At 26.3% G+C, this 18,943-nt stretch carries 19 protein-coding genes; 14 read left to right on the plus strand and 5 right to left on the minus strand.

Annotated features, from left to right (window positions below; translation table 11 throughout):
- Positions 1-21 precede the first annotated feature (21 nt).
- Genes ASUIS_RS06830 through hemW form a run of 3 tightly spaced genes read right to left on the minus strand, consistent with a single transcriptional unit; the run spans position 22 to position 3,951 of the window.
- The gene (locus ASUIS_RS06830; protein ID WP_118886317.1) at positions 22-1,989 is read right to left on the minus strand and encodes a M3 family metallopeptidase; all 1,968 of its coding nucleotides are present in this window, start codon (positions 1,987-1,989) and stop codon (positions 22-24) included.
- A 14-nt stretch (positions 1,990-2,003) separates the two neighbouring features.
- A complete protein-coding gene (gene prmC, locus ASUIS_RS06835; protein WP_118886318.1) occupies positions 2,004-2,831 on the minus strand; it encodes a peptide chain release factor N(5)-glutamine methyltransferase in 828 nt (275 codons plus the stop codon).
- A gap of 52 nt (positions 2,832-2,883) precedes the next feature.
- Positions 2,884-3,951, minus strand: coding sequence for a radical SAM family heme chaperone HemW (gene hemW / locus ASUIS_RS06840; RefSeq protein ID WP_118886319.1), 1,068 nt, complete (start codon positions 3,949-3,951; stop codon positions 2,884-2,886).
- Positions 3,952-4,006: 55 nt separating this feature from the next.
- On the opposite strand from hemW, the gene ASUIS_RS06845 reads away from it, so the two are divergent.
- From ASUIS_RS06845 to folP, 5 genes are read left to right on the plus strand one after another with little or no spacing between them, the layout of a single operon-like run.
- A complete protein-coding gene (locus ASUIS_RS06845) occupies positions 4,007-4,504 on the plus strand; it encodes an RNA pyrophosphohydrolase (protein ID WP_118886320.1) in 498 nt (165 codons plus the stop codon).
- 16 nt (positions 4,505-4,520) lie between these two features.
- The gene (locus tag ASUIS_RS06850; protein WP_118886321.1) at positions 4,521-5,732 is read left to right on the plus strand and encodes an aspartate kinase; all 1,212 of its coding nucleotides are present in this window, start codon (positions 4,521-4,523) and stop codon (positions 5,730-5,732) included.
- 2 nt (positions 5,733-5,734) lie between these two features.
- Positions 5,735-6,286 carry a HobA family DNA replication regulator gene (locus ASUIS_RS06855; RefSeq protein ID WP_118886322.1) on the plus strand — a complete coding sequence of 184 codons (552 nt, stop codon included), beginning with the start codon at positions 5,735-5,737 and terminating at the stop codon, positions 6,284-6,286.
- A 4-nt stretch (positions 6,287-6,290) separates the two neighbouring features.
- Positions 6,291-6,917: a DNA polymerase III subunit delta' gene (locus tag ASUIS_RS06860; RefSeq protein ID WP_118886323.1), complete on the plus strand. Its 627-nt coding sequence runs from the start codon at positions 6,291-6,293 to the stop codon at positions 6,915-6,917.
- Between the two features lie 11 nt (positions 6,918-6,928).
- Positions 6,929-8,068, plus strand: a complete 1,140-nt coding sequence (folP, locus tag ASUIS_RS06865; protein WP_118886324.1) for a dihydropteroate synthase — start codon at positions 6,929-6,931, stop codon at positions 8,066-8,068.
- A 15-nt stretch (positions 8,069-8,083) separates the two neighbouring features.
- Here the strand turns inward: folP and ASUIS_RS06870 are convergent, their stop codons facing one another.
- Positions 8,084-8,914 (minus strand): prephenate dehydrogenase, encoded by an 831-nt coding sequence (locus ASUIS_RS06870; protein WP_118886325.1) that lies wholly within the window; start codon positions 8,912-8,914, stop codon positions 8,084-8,086.
- Positions 8,915-9,014: 100 nt separating this feature from the next.
- Here ASUIS_RS06870 and bamA point away from each other — a divergent pair, with 100 nt between their 5' ends.
- Genes bamA through ASUIS_RS06900 form a run of 6 tightly spaced genes read left to right on the plus strand, consistent with a single transcriptional unit; the run spans position 9,015 to position 16,855 of the window.
- Positions 9,015-11,255, plus strand: coding sequence for an outer membrane protein assembly factor BamA (gene bamA, locus ASUIS_RS06875; RefSeq protein ID WP_226799874.1), 2,241 nt, complete (start codon positions 9,015-9,017; stop codon positions 11,253-11,255).
- Positions 11,256-11,266: 11 nt separating this feature from the next.
- Positions 11,267-12,328: a dehypoxanthine futalosine cyclase gene (locus tag ASUIS_RS06880; protein WP_118886327.1), complete on the plus strand. Its 1,062-nt coding sequence runs from the start codon at positions 11,267-11,269 to the stop codon at positions 12,326-12,328.
- Between the two features lie 59 nt (positions 12,329-12,387).
- A complete protein-coding gene (locus tag ASUIS_RS06885; protein ID WP_192894477.1) occupies positions 12,388-13,626 on the plus strand; it encodes a M16 family metallopeptidase in 1,239 nt (412 codons plus the stop codon).
- A gap of 2 nt (positions 13,627-13,628) precedes the next feature.
- A complete protein-coding gene (gene gltX / locus ASUIS_RS06890; RefSeq protein WP_118886329.1) occupies positions 13,629-14,912 on the plus strand; it encodes a glutamate--tRNA ligase in 1,284 nt (427 codons plus the stop codon).
- Positions 14,909-15,181: a YggT family protein gene (locus ASUIS_RS06895; protein WP_118886330.1), complete on the plus strand. Its 273-nt coding sequence runs from the start codon at positions 14,909-14,911 to the stop codon at positions 15,179-15,181. The genes gltX and ASUIS_RS06895 overlap by 4 nt, the downstream gene beginning before the upstream one ends.
- Before the next feature lie 15 nt (positions 15,182-15,196).
- Positions 15,197-16,855 carry a lytic transglycosylase domain-containing protein gene (locus ASUIS_RS06900; protein ID WP_118886331.1) on the plus strand — a complete coding sequence of 553 codons (1,659 nt, stop codon included), beginning with the start codon at positions 15,197-15,199 and terminating at the stop codon, positions 16,853-16,855.
- Here the strand turns inward: ASUIS_RS06900 and ASUIS_RS06905 are convergent.
- A complete protein-coding gene (locus ASUIS_RS06905) occupies positions 16,824-17,306 on the minus strand; it encodes a hypothetical protein (protein ID WP_118886332.1) in 483 nt (160 codons plus the stop codon). The genes ASUIS_RS06900 and ASUIS_RS06905 overlap by 32 nt on opposite strands.
- Positions 17,307-17,382: 76 nt before the next feature.
- Here ASUIS_RS06905 and mobB point away from each other — a divergent pair, with 76 nt between their 5' ends.
- From mobB to ASUIS_RS06920, 3 genes are read left to right on the plus strand one after another with little or no spacing between them, the layout of a single operon-like run.
- Entirely contained in the window at positions 17,383-17,880 is a 498-nt protein-coding gene (gene mobB, locus ASUIS_RS06910) for a molybdopterin-guanine dinucleotide biosynthesis protein B (protein WP_118886333.1), read from the plus strand.
- Position 17,881: 1 nt separating this feature from the next.
- On the plus strand, positions 17,882-18,724 hold the full coding sequence (locus tag ASUIS_RS06915; RefSeq protein ID WP_118887655.1) for a class 1 fructose-bisphosphatase: 843 nt from the start codon (positions 17,882-17,884) through the stop codon (positions 18,722-18,724).
- Positions 18,717-18,923 (plus strand): hypothetical protein, encoded by a 207-nt coding sequence (locus tag ASUIS_RS06920; RefSeq protein ID WP_118886334.1) that lies wholly within the window; start codon positions 18,717-18,719, stop codon positions 18,921-18,923. The genes ASUIS_RS06915 and ASUIS_RS06920 overlap by 8 nt, the downstream gene beginning before the upstream one ends.
- Positions 18,924-18,943: the final 20 nt, after the last annotated feature.

The following is an 18,943-nucleotide window of genomic DNA, read 5'->3' on the forward strand; positions in this document are numbered from 1 at the left end:
AGAGCGGTATTATTGCAAAATTTAGCTAATAATTCCATCAATTTTCAGTAAAGAATCTATATTTGGTTCTCTTTGTGCAAAATTGAAAAATAACTTGTCCATATCATATGAACCACCTTGGCTTAAAATAGTATCTCTATATTTTATTCCAAGTTCTTTATTAAAAATATTTCCTGAATCGATAAACATATAAAAAGCATCTGCACTTAAAACTTCTGCCCATTTATAAGAGTAATATCCAGCTGCATAACCACCACTAAATATATGAGAAAATCCATTTTGAAATTTATTATATTTTGGTGGAATCATTACTGCAAATTCATTTCTAATAGAATCTAATAAGTCTTGTATTTCATTTTCAGTTTTGTATAGCTTTTGATATAGTTTAAAGTCAAACAATGCAAATTCAACTTGTCTAAGAGTTGCCAATGAAGATTGGAAATTTTTTGCTTTTATGATTTTGTCAATTGCCTCATCATCTAAAACTTCTTTTGTAACATAATGTTTTGCAAATAGTTTTAAAACCTCTTTATCATAAGAAAAATACTCTAAAAATTGTGATGGGAACTCAACTGTATCCCAAGCAACTCCAGAAATTCCACTTACAAATGGTTCTTCAATTTTACTTAATAAATGATGTAATGCATGACCCATTTCATGGAATAAAGTTACAACATCAGAGTGTCTTAAAAGTGATGGTGTTTCATTAGTTGATTGTGGGAAGTTTCCTACAATATATGCTGTTGGAAGCTTTATTTCACCATCTGAAGTTCTGTAGTGTGAATGCCAGTTATTCATCCATGCACCACCTCTTTTATCTTTTCTTGCTTCTAAATCTATATAAATTCTAGCAATTGTTTTACCATCTTCACTTAAATCATAAACTTTTACTTTTTCATCCCATGCAGGAGTATTTGCTTTTGTAAATTTAACATTAAACATTTGGTGTAAAAAGTCAAAGAAACCATTTAAAACCGATTGTTGTTCAAAATATGGTCTAAAATATTCTTCATCAAAATCATATTGAGCCATTTTAAGTTTTTCAGAATAATATGACATATCAAAAGATTTAAAATCAGTTATGCCATCTTTTGCTGCTATTTCTTTTATCTCTTCTAATTCTTCTTTTGCCCTATTTTTAGCTTTACTTCCTAATTCTTCTAAAAATGAAATAACCTCTTCTTCTTTTGAAGCCATTTTTGTAGCAAGTGAATATTGTGCATAAGAGTCAAATCCTAAAATTTTTACTTTTTCATATTTTAACGATAATAACTCTTCAATAATTTTTCCATTTTCAGGAGCTTTTGTACAATAAGCTTTATAAATTTCTTCTCTTTTTTCTCTATTAGTTCCATATGTAATATATGCTAAATATGATGGCATTTGAAGAGTAAACTTATATTTTGTAACTCCCTCTTCTTCAAATTTTGCTAATTCTAAATCTGAAGTTGGAATCTCTTTTACATCTTCAAAATTATCAATAATCATTTCAAAAGCATTTGTAGCATTTAAAAGGTTTTGTGAAAACTTGTGAGATAGTTCACTAAGTCTTAAACTTATCTCTTCAAGTCTTTTCTTTTTGTTATTTTCTAAGTGACAACCTGATAGTTTAAAGTCTCTTATCTCATTTTCTAAAACTTTATTTTGTATATTATTTAAAGTACTTTGTTCTTTAAACTGTATATCTTTTAAAGATATATAAATACTTTCATTTTGAGAAATCTCAGTTTCATATTTAGAGATTACAGGGATACACTCTTCATATACTTTTGTAGTTATTTCTGAATTTTTAACAGAATCAATATGAAAGATTGGAGTTAAAAAATCATTAATACTCTCCCCTATTTCTTGAAATGGTAAAACAAAATTTTTGTAAGTTTTATTTTCTATTTCTAATAAATCAGCAATCTTTTTTCTATTTTCATCTAATATGTTTTCTAATAACTCTTTTGAGTTTTCTAAATTTTCTAAATTAAATTCTTTGAACATTTTTATTCCTTTTTCTATATTTTAAATTTTAGAGTAAATCCTCTATCAAAACTTTCATAATCTTTATAAAAACTGTAAGACTCAATATTAAACTCTTTGAAATAGTTTTCCAAAGGAATTTTTTGATCATATCCCATTTCACAAAGTAAATAAGGGATTTTTTTCTCACTTGTTTGTTTTATAATATCTTTTAAAAGTTCATCCCCAATATCTCCACCAAACAGAGCATTTGATGGTTCATATTTTACATTTGTTGGAAGTTTATAATTATTTGCAATATATGGAGGGTTTGAAATGGTCATAAAAATATCATTTTCATTTATATTTTCATATAAATTACTCAATCTAAATTCTATTTTATTTTCAACACCATGTTTTATAGCATTTTGTTTTGCTAGCTCTATTGCTTTTTCATTTATATCAACTGCAATAATTTTTATATTTTCAATCAACATTGCAAGCATTACAGATATTATTCCACTGCCAGTTCCTATTTCTAAAACTTTTATTGGTTGTTTAATATCTTTTAATATTTCAACTGCATTTTCAACTAAAATTTCTGTTTCAGGTCGAGGAATTAAAACTCCTTCTTTTACAATAAACATCTCCCCATAAAATGAAGCCTTATTTATAATGTATTCCAAAGGATAGTTAGTAGCTCTTTTTTTTACTAAAACTGCAAGTTCTTTTTCTTTTTCGAACTCAACATTGTAGTTTAGGTGTAGCCAGATTGTGTTTTTTTCTAAAAGATGTAACATCAATATTTCAACTTCTTTTGCTGGAATATGGGTTATAAGTTTTAGTTCATTTGTATATTTTCTTATTGTGTCTTTTATCGTCATTTAGTTTTTACCTTTTAAAAGTTTGGATTATATTATAAGTTTGATTAATAGATTAATCCAAAATATATAAGGCTAATTCATCAGAAAGTAAAAAGTTTTTGTTAAAAACTCTATTTTTTTCAATATAAACTTTGTCATATTGAATCAAATCATCAATTTTTTTCATTTCTTCTTCATTAAAAAGAGATATTTCAACCCCATTTAAAGACCTAAAACCAAGTAGAATTTTTTCTGTTTTTACATCATCTAAATCAATTTTTTCCACATCAAAAAATAAAGGATTTTGTATATACTCTTCAATACTTTTAGAAGGATAATGTCTTTCTTGATTTACATATCCAACAGCTCCCGCTCCAACTCCTAAATACTCTTTATGTTGCCAATAACCATAGTTGTGTTTTGACTCAGAAACTTTGTTTTTTGCAAAATTTGAAATCTCATATTGATGAAAACCATTTTTATTTATATAATCAAAAATTTCATAAGATAACTCTTCATCATCAATTTTTACACTAGATCTATCAAAGAATTTTGTTCCCTCTTCTATTGTTAAAGAATAAGCACTTAAATGTGTAATTGGTAAAGAAAAAGCTGTATCGAAATCCTTTTTTAAACTTTCCATTGTATCATTTTGAACACCATAAATAATATCGCAATTAATCCCTTTAAATCCTATTTCTTTGGCATTTTGTATAGCCTTTATAGCACTATTACTATTGTGTGCTCGACCTAAGAATTTTAGTTTATCATTATCAAAACTTTGTACTCCAAAACTTACACGATTTACTCCTAAATTTTTCATACTTTCTAGCCATTCATAAGAAGCAGAATTTGGATTTGCTTCTGTAGTAATTTCTGCAAATTCTTCCAAATATGGTTTTATCATTTCAAATATTTCTTCATATTCAAAAGCTTTAATTGTTGATGGAGTTCCACCACCTATGAACACTGTTTCTATTTTTTTATTATGTTTAATTACATAATTTTCAAGGTCGTTTTTTAGTTGTTTTTTTAATGCATTCATATATTCGTGTTTTAAGTGAAATCTATCTGTGTATGAATTAAAAGCGCAGTAAAAACATTTACTGTCGCAAAAGGGAATGTGTATATATAAAAGCAATTTTTAATCCTAGTTTTTGTAAAATATCTGGCTAATTATAAGGGAAAATATATTTATGACTGATAAAAATGAAAACACAATTAACAACGAGAAAAAAAAATTTAGACCTAATGTAGCCGCAATTGTACTATCAGCAAAATATCCTCATAAATGTGAAATATTTATAGCCTCAAGAACTGACGTGGAGAATGCTTGGCAATTTCCTCAAGGGGGCATTGATGAGGGTGAATCATCAAAAGAAGCACTATTTAGAGAATTAGAAGAAGAAATCGGAACAAGGGATGTAGAAATCATAGCAGAATATCCAAGTTGGGTATCTTATGAGTTTCCCGCTGCCATTGCAAAAAGGATGTATCCTTACGATGGACAAAGACAAAAATATTATTTAGTTAAACTTAAAAAAGGCGCTAGAATAAATATAAACACAGAGATTCCTGAATTTAGCGAATATAAATTTGTGCCTACTAAAAATATTTATGATTATATAACTTTTTTCAAACGAACTGTTTATAAGCAAGTTCTACAATATTTTAAAACTGAAGGTTATATTTAAAAAGGATAAAAATTAGATGTTAAAAGTACTTAAGTTTGGTGGAACAAGTGTTGGTACACTTGATAGAATTCAAAATGTTGCAAATATCATTAAAAAAATAAAAGACGAAGGTCATGATGTTATTGCTGTTGTATCTGCAATGAGTGGAGAAACTAACAAATTAATAGAATATGCTGAATATTATTCAAAAACTCCAAAAGCAGATGAAATTGATATGCTTTTAAGTTCAGGTGAAAGAGTTACTTCTGCACTTTTATCAATTGCATTAAATGAAATGGGATATAAAGCTACTTCTATGAGTGGAAGACAAGCTGGAATTATGACAGATAATGCCCATACAAAAGCAAGAATTGAATCAATTGATACAACTGAGATGAAAAAAGCAATTAAAGATGGAAATATTATCATTGTTGCTGGTTTTCAAGGTGTTGCACTAGATACATTAAGAGTTTCAACTCTTGGTCGTGGTGGTTCAGATTTAACTGCTGTTGCAATTGCTGGAGCTATTGAAGCCGATGTTTGTGAGATTTATACTGATGTTGATGGTATTTATACAACAGACCCTAGAATTGAACCAAAAGCAAAAAAACTAGACAAAATCTCTTATGACGAAATGTTAGAATTAGCATCTTTAGGAGCAAAAGTTCTACAAAATAGATCAGTAGAAATGGCGAAAAAATTAAATGTAAATTTAGTATCAAGAAGTAGCTTCACGCCAGAAGTTGAAGGTACATTAATAACAAAGGAAGAAAATATTATGGAAAAACCAATTGTAAGTGGAATCGCTTTAGATAAAAATCAAGTAAGAGTTGGAATGTATGGAGTTACTGATAAACCAGGAATTGCAGCTTCTATTTTTACTTCACTTGCAGATGAAAACATAAATGTTGATATGATTGTTCAAACAGTTGGTGTTGATGGTAAAACAGATTTAGATTTTACAATTCCTACTACTGATTTACAAATTTGTAAAAAAGTTATGGAAAAATTTAAAACTCAAGCTGAAAATATTGATTATAACGAAGCTATTTGTAAAGTTTCAATTGTTGGTGTTGGTATGAAATCTCATACAGGTGTTGCTTCAAAAGCTTTCACTGCCCTTGCAAGTGAAAATATTAATATTAGAATTATTTCAACAAGTGAAATTAAAATTTCTATGATTATTGATTTAAAATATGCAGAATTAGCTGTAAGAGCATTACATGATGCTTATGCTTTGGATAAATAGTAGTGCAAGAATTTTTAAATTGGACCGTTGATACAATCAGGGAAGATAGGTTAATATCTCCTTGGTTGGAAGAGAAAAAATATGAATGGACACCATTAGTATCTAAAAATATTCATAATTTATTGGAAAGAGGATTTTCAATAATTGTTGTTACAGACAAAGAAAGAGAATGGTTTTTAGAATATGTTTTAGGAAATATTAATTCTACAAAATTAAACAGACCTTTTTTGCCATATTATGATTTTAAATCTTTTTATAGATATATTGATACAGTTAAATCTGATGAAGATATTTCATATATAAAAGATATGTTAAGTATCTCTTTCCCAAATGGATATTGTTTTTGGTATATTGGAAGAAGTCAGGATGTAAGAGCAGTTATTCCAAAAGTATCTAAACACTCTTTTTTATGGTTGTTTGATGAAGAAAAACAAGATGCTTTTAATCTAAAATCAAATGATGAAGCTTTAGATATGAAACTTTTACAAATGTTTAGATTATATAATAAATCAGTAAGTGCTTCTTTATTTGCTGAAATAAATGTAGAAAACTAATTTTATGAATTTTATTGATTATTCGACTATTTTAATAGTTAATGATATTGAAATTACTTTATCTGAGTTATTACCAAACTACCCTATTCACTCAACAAGAATCATTAAAAATGAAGAAAAAGAAGAGTTTTTATTAATTCAAGCAACCCAAGCAATAAAAGAAGCTTATATTGCAAGTAGTGAAAAAAAATATATATTTTTATGTGGTTCAACTTTTAGAAAAGAAGCTCAAAATTCTTTATTAAAAATATTAGAAGAACCCCCTAAGAATGTTGTATTTATAATTATTACAAATTCAAAATCATCGCTATTACCAACAATTTATTCAAGATTACCGTATAAATATCTAAAAAAGTCTATTTTAAAAAATGAATCTATTTTAGATATAAATAAATTAGATTTAAAAGATATTTACAATTTTTTAAAAGATAATCAAAAAATTTCAAAAAATGAAGCAAAAGATATTGTTGAGTCTATTTTAATAAAAGTAAATAAACAAAAAATCAAATTATCTCATAAAGAACTTGATTTTTTCTCAAAATCTATAAAATTATTAGAATTAAATTCAAGACCTATAAATGTTCTAACTACCCTACTTTTATCAATGGCAAATCAAAAAAATAAACATTAAAAAGGTTTTATATGCAAACATATAAAATATCATTAAATGATACAAAAAAATTTTATGAAAATTTAGGTTGTGATATTACTGGTATTTCAATTCTTTCAAAAAAATCAAAACTTCATACTTTATATATAAAAAATATGCATGTTGGAGCCGCTAATATTTTAAAACAAGATGCTTTATCTATTGGTGCAGATTTAGCAGTTCCAAGTGGTGTTATAATTGCCCGTGATAAATATGTAGATGCTGTATTAATTGGAACTACAAAACATTTTGAAACTTTAGCAAGAAAAGAGTTAGCTCAACCTTTTGGTTTAAAAGAGTTAGCAAAATCTTTAAAAGATTATGTAAAAGAACATAATTTTAAAACAAAAATTATGGGTGTTTTAAATGCAAATGAAGACTCATTTTTTAAAAATAGTAGATTTAATAATTCACAAGCCTCTTTAAAAATAGAAAAAATGATAGAAGATGGTGCAAATATTATAGATATTGGCGCTGTTTCAAGTAGACCTGGAAGTATTGCTGTTCCTGAAGATGTAGAACTTCAAAGAATAAAAGATATTGTTGATACTATTTATAAAAACAAATATTATGAAAAAGTAGATTTTTCAATAGATTCTTATGCCCCAAAAGTTATAGATTATGTTTTAAATCATGGCTTTAAAATAGTAAATGATATTACAGGTCTAGAAAATGATGAAGTTTGTAAAATTGCTGCAAAGTATGATGCACAAGTCGTAATCATGCATATGCAAAATAATCCTACAAATATGCAACAAGAACCATATTATGAAAATGTGATTTTAGAAATAGATGAATATTTAAGAAATCAAATTGAAAAAGCCCAAAGTTTTGGAATAAAAGATATTGTTTTAGATGTTGGAATTGGATTTGGAAAAACACTTGAACATAATTTATTACTTCTAAAAAATTTAGAACATTTTTCCCATTTTGGATATGAATTATTAATTGGGGCAAGTAGAAAATCAATGATAAATAAAATAATTCCTACAGCTATTGAAGACAGACTTGCTGGAACTCTTGCAATTCATTTAGAATCAATTAGAAATGGAGCTTCAATTATTCGATGCCATGATGTAAAAGAGCATTTTCAAGCTATAAAAGTTTTTGAGGCAATAAACAGTATAAATTAAAAGGAGATACTAATTTTATAGTATCTCATGCAAAGTATTTGCTTTTTTCATCCATTCTTCTAACTCTTCATAATTTTCATCTTCAACCATTTTTCTAGCACTTTGTAGTTGGCTTTCAAATAAATCTATTGAAGCTAAAAGATTTTTTCTATTTTGTTTGAAAATATCTCCCCACATTCGTGGACTTGATTTTGCAATTCTACTCATATCTTTAAATCCACCAGCAGCAAGCGCAATTATTGATTTTGGATCTTCATGTCCCATAACTGTATTTGCAAGGGAAAAAGAAATAATATGGGGTAAATGTGAGATATAACAAGCATGAATATCATGTTGATTACTATCCATTACAACTATTCTCATTCCGATTTCTTGAAAAATTCTAAATGCTTTATTTACATGTAAATTTCCATTATCTTCTAAATCACAAAAAACAACAGTTTTTCCTTCATATAAATCATCAATAGCAGCTTTGGGTCCTGATTTTTCAGTTCCTGTCATTGGATGAGCAGCGATGAAATTTTTTCTGATTTTTGTTGGAATACTTTTTACAATATACTCTTTTGTAGAACCCATATCAATAATAGTTGTATTTTCATCTATATCCAAAAAATCAGGAAACATACCAATTATTGCATCAACAGGAATTGCTAAAATAATAACATCAGAAACTTTTTTTAATGTTTCTAAATCTACTAATTCATCAACTAAATTTAATTCCAAAATATCTTTTTTATTTTTTTCACTATTTGTAAAACCATAAACTTTTTTTGCAATACCATATCTTTTTACAGCTTTTGCCAAAGAACCACCCATTAGTCCTAAACCAATAATTCCAATATTCAAAATATAACCCTTCTAATTAATTGAAACAAGATTATATCTTAATATTTATATAAAGAATATTTAGCTATATTATTGACCTATAATGAAATTAAGGATAGTTGTGAAAAATAAAGTCGTACTATTTTCTTTAGCTTGTGCAGCGGCACTAAGCGCAGATACAATAAAATCTATAGAATATAAAGATGTAAATAAGTTATCTCCAGAAATTTTAAATGAAACTTTATCAATGAAAGTTGGTCAAGAACTCAATAAAGATAAGTTAAATGATGCTGTACTTAAATTTTATAAGTATGGTTATTTCGATGATATTACAGTTTTAAATGAAAATGGTAGTTTAAAATTTATATTCAAAGAAAAACCTTCAATAGCAAGTGTTGATATTAAAGGCTATAAATCTAGACCTGAAGATTTAGATATTGTTAGAAGTGCTATGAATTTAAAAAAAGGTGCTATGTATACTGAGAAAAGAGTAAAAGAAGCAAAAGAAAAACTTCTTAGTATGCTAGAAAGTGAAGGATTTATTAATTCAGTTGTTGAAACTGAAATTGAAAGAATCAATGAGCAATCATTAAAAGTTACTTTTAACGTAAATAAAGGTGATGAAATAATAATTAAAAAAGCTAATTATCATGGTGCAGACAAATTAGAACAAGATGATTTTGATCATGTAACTGCAAATAAAGAAATTGAATTTGCTTCTTGGTGGTTTGGACAAAATGATGGTGAAGTAAAAATTGACCAATTAAAGTATGATTCAAAAAGAATTAATGAATTATATTATGAAAAAGGTTATTTAGATGCTCAAGTAAAAGAACCTTTTTTAGACATAGATTTTGCTTCAAATCAAGCAAAATTAGACTTTTTTATAGCTGAAGGTGAAAAATATACTACTAGTGGTATAAAAATATACCTCGATTCAACTATTGTTGATCCTGAAACAATCTATCCTGAATTAAAATTAATTGTTGGAAATACTTTTAATATTAAAAAACTAAGAGCTGATCAAGAATATATTAGAACTCAAGTTGCAGATAAAGGTTATGCTTTTGTTGATGTTAAATTTGATTTAATAAAAGATGAAAAAAATCAAAAAGTTGATGTTGTTTATAATGTAATTCCAGGGAAAAAAGTATACATCAACGATGTAAAAATATCTGGAAATACAAAAACTCTTGATAGAGTTGTAAGAAGAGATGTTTATTTAGCTCCAGGTGATTTATATAACTTAACGGACTTTAAAAGCTCAACTAATAAATTAAAAAGATCAAGATTCTATGAAAATGTAGTTATTGAAGAAAAAAGAGTTAGTGATGAAAAACTTGACATTATAGTAAAAGTTACAGAAGCAGCAACTGGTTCTTTAATGTTGGGTGGAGGTTATGGCTCTTACGATAAAATGATGGTTAATGGATCTATTAACGAAGCAAATATGTTTGGTTCAGGTTTAGGTTTAGGTCTAAGTGCAGATTTATCAGCAAGAAGCAGTAGATTTGAGTTAAGTTTAAAAAATCCAGCAATTAATGATAGTGATTATAATGGTGAAGTTGAAGTTCATAGTACTGAAGCAGAAATTAATAGAGATAAATATGATTCAAATATTGATACAAAAGGTTTCTCAGTTGCTATTGGAAAACAAATAGTTAGAGATTTATATGCTGGGGCTAGATATAGATTAGATTTTGTTACTGAAGATTATGATTATGATGATATTTCGACAATAACTAATCCTTATAAATCACAAGATTATATTTCAAGTTCAATCACTCCTTATTTAAACTTTGATAATACAGATGATTTTTATTTCCCAAGAGAAGGTATAAAAGCTGGAACATCACTTGAATATGCTGGGGTTGGTGGAGATTCTAGATATTTAAAATCAACTACTTATGGAAAATATTTTTATTCACTTGAAGATTTAGCTGAGCTTGATTGGGTTTTAAGATTAAAAACACAAATGAAAATTTTAGTTGACAATGGACAAATTAATCAAGGTGATTCATTATACCTTGGAGGAGCAAAAACATTAAGAGGATATAAATCTTATGCTTTCCCTCAAAATGAAAGTGGAGAAAGAGTAGATCCTTATAAAAATTTATGGGCTAACTCTGTTGAAATGAGTTTTCCATTAATTCCAAGTGCTAAAATGAGATGGGGATTATTCTATGATTATGGGATGATAGGTCAAGATACATTTGATGATATTCAAAGATCAGGAACAGGAGCTTTACTTGAGTGGATTTCTCCAATGGGACCATTACAGTTAATATTCTCAAGAGCTCTTGATGATGAACCAGGTGATGATACTTCTTCATTTGAATTCTCTTTGGGTTCTAGTTTTTAGTGGTTAAAACAATGAATATTGATAAAAGTAAGAGATTAACAAATAAAGATGCACTTGATTTAATTAATAATGCATCTTTATTAGAATTAGGTGAATTAGCAACAAAAAGAAAAAATGAACTTCATCCTGATAGAACAACATCTTTTATAGTTGATAGAAATATCAACTATACTAATGTTTGTTGGGTTGATTGCAAATTTTGTGCTTTTTATAGACATGGACGAGATGAAGATTCTTATGTTTTAAAATTTGATGAAATTGATCAAAAAATTGATGAATTATTAGAAATTGGTGGAACACAAATCCTTTTTCAAGGGGGAGTTCATCCAAAACTAAAAATTGATTATTATGAAGAGTTAGTTGGACACATTCATAATAAATATCCACAAATTACAATTCATGGTTTTTCAGCAATTGAAATTAAATATATTGCTAAAGTATCAAAAATTTCTATTTTAGAAGTTTTAAAAAGACTTCAAGTAAAAGGTTTAAGTTCAATTCCAGGAGCTGGTGCGGAAATTTTAAGTGATAGAGTAAGAGACATTATTGCTCCAAATAAAATGGACAGCCTTGAATGGATTGAAGTTCATGAATTAGCCCATTCAATTGGTATGAAAACAACAGCTACAATGATGTTTGGAACAGTTGAAACTGATGAAGAAATTATTGAACATTGGGAACTTTTACGAAATCTACAAGATAAAACAGGTGGATTTAGAGCCTTTATTATGTGGTCTTTTCAAGGTGCAAATACACAATTAAAAGCAGAAATTCCAGATATCAAACCTCAATCTTCAAATAGATATTTAAGATTATTAGCAGTTGCAAGACTTTATTTAGATAATTTTAGAAATATGCAAAGTTCATGGGTAACACAAGGTTCTTATGTTGGACAATTGGCTTTAAAATTTGGAGCAAATGATTTAGGAAGTACGATGATGGAAGAAAATGTTGTAAAAGCAGCAGGAGCATCAAACAGAATGAATCAAGAAGAGATGATAAGACTTATAAAAGATATAGGTGAAAATCCTGCAAAAAGAAATACAGCTTACGAGATTTTAGAAAGGTTCTAAATCTAATGAAAATAAAATATTATTTTTTATTCATCCTCTTAATATTACAAGGAAATTTAATGAGTGCTACAATAAAGCATATTGATATAAAAGGTGTACAAATACCTGTAATTTTTGAAGAACAAAAAGCTTTACCGATTTTAAATTTACAATTGGTTTTTCAAAACTCAGGATATATTCAGGACAAAAATAAAAGTGGTTTAGTAAATCTTTCTTCAAAACTTTTAAACGAAGGAACAAAAGAGTTAGGAGCTACTAAATTTGCAGAAAAATTAGAAGAAAATGCAATTTCTTTAGCAACTTCAAATGGTTTTGAAACTTTTGTTATAGAGTTATCAAATTTAAAAGAACAATCAAAAAAAGGAATTGAACTTTTAACAGCACTTTTAAAATCACCAAATTATTCACAAGATACTTTAAACAAGTTAAAAACTATGCAAATAGGTTCGTTAAAAAGAAAAGAAAATGATTTTGATTATGTATCAAATAACCAATTAAAATCAATACTATTTAAAGGAACATCTCTTGAAAATCCAGCTTCTGGAACAATTGAATCTATTTCTAACATTGAATTAAAAGATATAGAAAACTTTATAACTCAAACTGTTTGTTTAGAAAATTTAATTATTGTTGCTGGTGGAGATTATGAATTAAAAGAATTTGAAAAATTAGTAAAACCTTTTTTAGAAACATTAAATGTTGGTAAAAAAGTTGAATTAGAAAAAGTAAATTTTACTTCTAAAAAAGAAGAAACAATATTAATAAAAGACACTCAACAAGCTTATATCTATTTTGGAAGTTCTTTTAATATTGATTCTAAAGATGAAGAAAATTATAAAGCAAAAGTAGCATCATTTATTTTAGGTGGTTCTGGTTTTGGTTCAAGATTAATGGAAGAAATAAGAGTAAAAAGAGGATTAGCTTATAGTGCTTATGGTTCTATTTCTATAAATAAATCTCATTCGTATTTTAATGGTTATTTACAAACAAAAAATGAAACTTCAGATGAAGCTAAAAAATTAGTTGGAGAAATAATTGAAGATTTTGTTAAAAATGGTGTAACTCAAGATGAATTAAGTGCTGCTAAAAACTTTTTAACAGGAAGTGAACCTTTAAGAAATGAAACATTATCTCAACGATTAAGCAGAGCATTTACGCTATATTATAGAGGTTTAGAACCAGATTATTCAAAAAAAGAATTAGAAAAAATTCAAACTTTAGAATTAACTGATTTAAATAACTATATAAAATCTCACAGTGAAATTAACAATTTAACATTTTCAATAGTAAGGAAATAATTTTGTTAAGATTTGCACCAAGTCCAACAGAAGATATGCATATTGGTAACCTAAGAGTTGCTATTTTTAACTATATTGTGTCAAAACAATTAAATGAAGATTTAATTATTAGAATTGAAGATACAGATGTTGAAAGAAATATTGAAGGAAAAGATAAAGAAGTTTTAGAAATTCTAAATCTTTTCTCAATAGAGTATAAAAGTGTTATGTATCAAAGTGATTCATTGAAATATCACCAAAAAATGGCACTTCAACTTATGACTCAAAAAAAAGCCTATGCTTGTTTTTGTTCTGATACAAAATTAGATGAATTAAAAGAAGAATCTATAAAAGATGGAAAAACATTTAGATATGATGGATTTTGTGAAACATTAAGCGATGAAACAGTTTTAAATACAAATGCTCCGTTTACAGTAAGAATTAAAAAACCAGAGCATAATATAAAATTTACTGATTTACTAAAAGGTAATTTTGATTATACACCTTTTGATGTTGATTCTTTTATTATTTTAAGACAAGATAAAACTCCAACATATAATTATGCTTGTGCGGTTGATGATATGATTATGGATATTTCAATTATTATTCGAAGTGAAGATCATGTTTCAAATACTCCAAAACAGATACATATTAGAGAATCTTTAGGTTATACAAAAGAGATAAAATATGTACATTTACCAGTTATTTTAGATGCTTTGACTGGTGAAAATGATGTAAGTTCTGTAAAATGGCTTATTGATGAAGGTTTTTTACCAAGTGCAATTGCAAATTATTTAGTCTTAATAGGAAATAAAACTCCAACTGAAATATTTAGCCTTGAAGAAGCAATTGAATGGTTTAAGATAGAAAATATCTCAAGTAGTGCTGTAAAATTTGATATTGATAAACTAAGATTTATAAATAAAAAACATTTAGAAACTATTGATGATATGAGATTATCAAAAATTTTAGGTTTTGCTGATGCTGATATTGGAAAACTTGCAAAAAATTTCCTTGAAGAAGTAAATACTATAAAAGAAATAAAAGAAAAAATTGCTTTAATCTTTGCACCAAAAACTTCACTTGCAGGTTTTGAAGAAGAGTGTTTAAAACTAAAAGAGTGTTTAAAAACAGCACCATTTTTTGATGATTTTGAAGAATTAAAAAAATATATTACAGAAAAAACATCTTTAAAAGAACAATTAACTAAACCTTTAAAATATGTTTTAACAGGTGCGAATGATGGAGTAAATATTTCAGATATTTATCCATTAATTAAAAATTATTTAGGAGAAATTATAAAATGATAGATGCATTATTAAGTTCTGTATTTACGGTTGTTTTAAGTATTATATTTTTATATAAGTGGGTTATTATTATTTCAGCTATTTTATCATGGGTTAAACCAGATCCATATAATCCAATAGTTCAAATGCTTTATAGATTAACAGAACCTGCCTATGCTCTAATTAGAAGATATATTCCAACAGTTTTTGGTGGAATGGATTTAGCACCAATTATTTTAATTTTTGCATTAATATTTTTAGAAACTTTTTTAAAAAATATATTATTTTAATATTATTCTTTGTCTATGAAAAAACTTTTATTTAGTGTTAGTGTAATTTTTTTATTTAATATATCTGTAAGTGCCTCGATAAACACTACAGATATGTTTAAAGAAGATTTTAAAGTTACTATAGAATGGCTTGAACAAAAACCAAAATCCCATGCAAAAGATTTCTTTATTCTTCAATATTTAGAACAAGATGATATATCCATAGAAGAAGCAAAAATAGCTTATAGTATGGCTAACGAATCAAATACTACTGTTAAAAAAGTTTATAATAAAAAATTTAAAACTTTACCTCCTGAAGAGTTAAAATGTTATAGAGCTTCAATTGAACAATTAAAAAAAGAAGATTCAAAATGTATTGCTTTAGGATTATCTTTGATTGAAGCTACTGAAATTTCAAAAAATGATTTAAACTTTTTTATTAATAAACTCGATGCCTACCCTACTTTAAAAAAAGATTTACAAATTATTGCATCTGATAATCCTTTTTATTCTTTGATTAATTCAGATATAGATAGATTTTTTAGATTATTTTTTGATTTAAATAAAGAATATAGAAGCAAATTTTTCAACAAATCTTTAAATCAAGAATTAGTAGATAAAATTGCAAAAAGTAAAAATTTTGAAAGATTTCTTCGATATGTAATTTATGATACGAGTTTAACTAATTTACAAAAATCACTTTTAAGTATAGAAAATAATCCCGAAATGACTTCTGAAAATCTATTTTCACTGGGAATTAATGCTGTAAATAACAATAATTTAAATATTGCATTAAAATTTTTTAATGAAGCAAATAAAAAATCTTATTTAAAAACACATAAAGATAAATCACTATATTGGCTTTATTTATTAACACAAAATCAGTTATATCTTGAAGAATTAGCTTTAAGTTGGGATAATAATATATATTCATTGTATGCTAAAGAATTACTCAATGTAGAAATCGACAATATTGAGTTTAGTATTCCACTAAAAAATACAAAGTCATCGTTTAATATATATGACCCTTTTGAATGGATGAAGGTTTTAGATGATACAAAAAAGAATTTTGATGAACAAAAATTACAAAAATATGAAAATTTATTTTCAGATGATAGTACATTAGCTCATCATGCATTTATTTTAGAAAGATTTACAAAATATAAAAAACAATATTTTATTACGCCCTATAGAAATATCGTAAAAAATTATGATGTAGATAAACAAGTATTGATTTATTCAATAGCAAGACAAGAAAGCCATTTTATCCCTTCATCTATTTCATTTTCATCTGCTCAAGGTGTGATGCAAATCATGCCATTTTTATCGTCAGATATTGCAAAAAAACTAAATGAAAACTACAATGTTTATGAACAATTTATTCCAAATATTAATATAAGATATGGAAGTTATCATTTAGATGATTTAATGAAACAATTTAATAATAATCCTCTATTTATGGCTTATGCTTATAATGGTGGGGCTGGATATACAAAAACTCAACTAAAAAAAGGTCTATTTGCTAAAAAAAATAGATTTGAACCTTTTTTAAGTATGGAATTAATCTCTTTTGCAGAAACAAGAGAATATGGAAAAAAAGTGTTAGCTAACTATTACATTTATAATAATTACTTAAATAGTGAAAATAGAATTGATTTATCGACTATTTTTCAAAATTTAATAGAGCCGAATTAGAACCTTGATCTTTTAATTTGATTGTTAAATTATAAACATCTTGGCTAGTAAATTTTACTAAATAATATTTTCCCCAATTGTTTTTTAACATCAAACTTTTAAAGTTTTCACTATCTTTTTCAACTTTTTCAACTGAAATTGGCTCTATTTCATTTAAGAAAAATGAATATTTGTTTTCAAAAATATCTTGTGATTCTTTATTCGTAAAATAAACTGAAACTAGAAATAATTCTTCATTTGTATCAGAAATTTTCTTATCAACTTTATTTAAATAAGTTGCCCAAAAAATAACATCTACTTCATTCTCTTTTGTTAAAATATCTGTTTTTTTAGTGTATTGAACACCTTTCGTTTCAATTTCATCTTTTTCAAAATATTTAAATGCATTATTTTTTGAACTACAAGAAACAAAAAAAAGTGAAATAAATATTAGGAATAATATTTTATACATAAACTCTCCAAAGCTTTAAATAGTAATTATTGTACATTAAAATAACTTTAACAATCATTTAGATAAAATCCAACCTATGAATAAAAAAAGATTAGTAGTAGCCTTCTCCGGTCCTTCAAATAGTGGTAAAACAACTGCTATTGTAAAAGTTGCAAGTATTCTTAATGATGGTGGATTTAAAGTTTGTATTATTAAACATGATCCAAAAGATAAAGCCGTTTTTGATAGAGAAGGAAAAGATTCTTTTAAATTCTCTCAAACTGGTGCTGATGTTGCAGTTGTAAGCCCAAATAAAACAACTTTATTTAAAAAAAATTCATCAACAATAGATGAAATGATTGAATTATTTCAGGATTTTGATTATTTGTTAGTTGAGGGTTTGAAAACTCTTGAAATACCTAGAATTTCTATTTTTAGAGATAGATTGGACGAGAGTTATTTTAGTGTTTCAAATGCAATTGCTTGTGATGAAACAATAGATAATAGTGAAATTCCTGATGGTATTGATATATTAGATTTAAACAATCCAGAAGAGATAATCTTATGGATTAATAAAAATGCAAAGAGAGTATAAAATGCAAGAAATTATAAAAGCAATTGAAGAATCAGCAATTAAAATAAGAGATTTAATTCAAACTGGTGATACTGGAAAAAGCGAACATGAAAATTCAACTGGTGATACACAACTAAAACTTGATATTGCAAGTGATGAAATTATTGAAAATATTTTTAAAAAAATTCCAACAATCAAAGCAATTGTAAGTGAAGAACAAGAAGCAATTGTAAATTTACATGAAAATGGTAATTATTTAATAGCTTATGATCCACTTGATGGTTCTTCTTTAGTTGATGTAAATCTTTCTGTTGGTTCTATTTTTGGTATTTATGAAAATGAATTTAATGCACAAAATATAGTTGCATCAGTTTATGTTGTATTTGGTCCAAGAGTTGAAATGGTTGTTACGACTGACGATGTTAAAATGTATAGACTTTTAAATAATGAATTTAAATTTATTCAAAATATTAAACTAAATGAAAAAGGTAAATTAAATGCACCAGGTTCAACACAAAACTGTTGGGCACCTTTTCACAAACAATTAATTGACGATATTTTTAACGATGGTTATAGATTAAGATATTCTGGTGGAATGGTTCCTGATTTACACCAAATTTTATTAAAAGGTGGAGGATTATTTTCATATCCTGGAACTAGTGACAAACCAAAAGGAAAATTAAGACAATTATTTGAGGTATTTCCTTTTGCTTTAACTTATGAAAAAGCTGGTGGTGGTGCAGTTGATGGATTTAAAAGAGTTTTAGAAGTACAAACTACTCATATTCATGATACAACTCCATGTTTTTTTGGTTCAAATAATGAAATACAAAGAGTTTTAGAAGTTTATAAAAAAAATGGCTAATCACGAAGATATAGTTATTGATGAATGGGATATAAAACTAGATGAAAAGATAGTTGAATTAAAAACTTGTCAAGAATCTAATAGTTTAAAAACTTGTTCAGATTGTAATAAGTTTTTTGAGTGTGAATTAAGAAAGAAGTATGTAATAGCCGTTTATGAATCTATGAATAAAGGTGCTGGCGGTGGATTTGAATTTTAATATAATTATAAAAAAGAAAA

This window comes from Arcobacter suis CECT 7833, from assembly GCF_003544815.1.
Classification (GTDB): domain Bacteria; phylum Campylobacterota; class Campylobacteria; order Campylobacterales; family Arcobacteraceae; genus Aliarcobacter; species Aliarcobacter suis.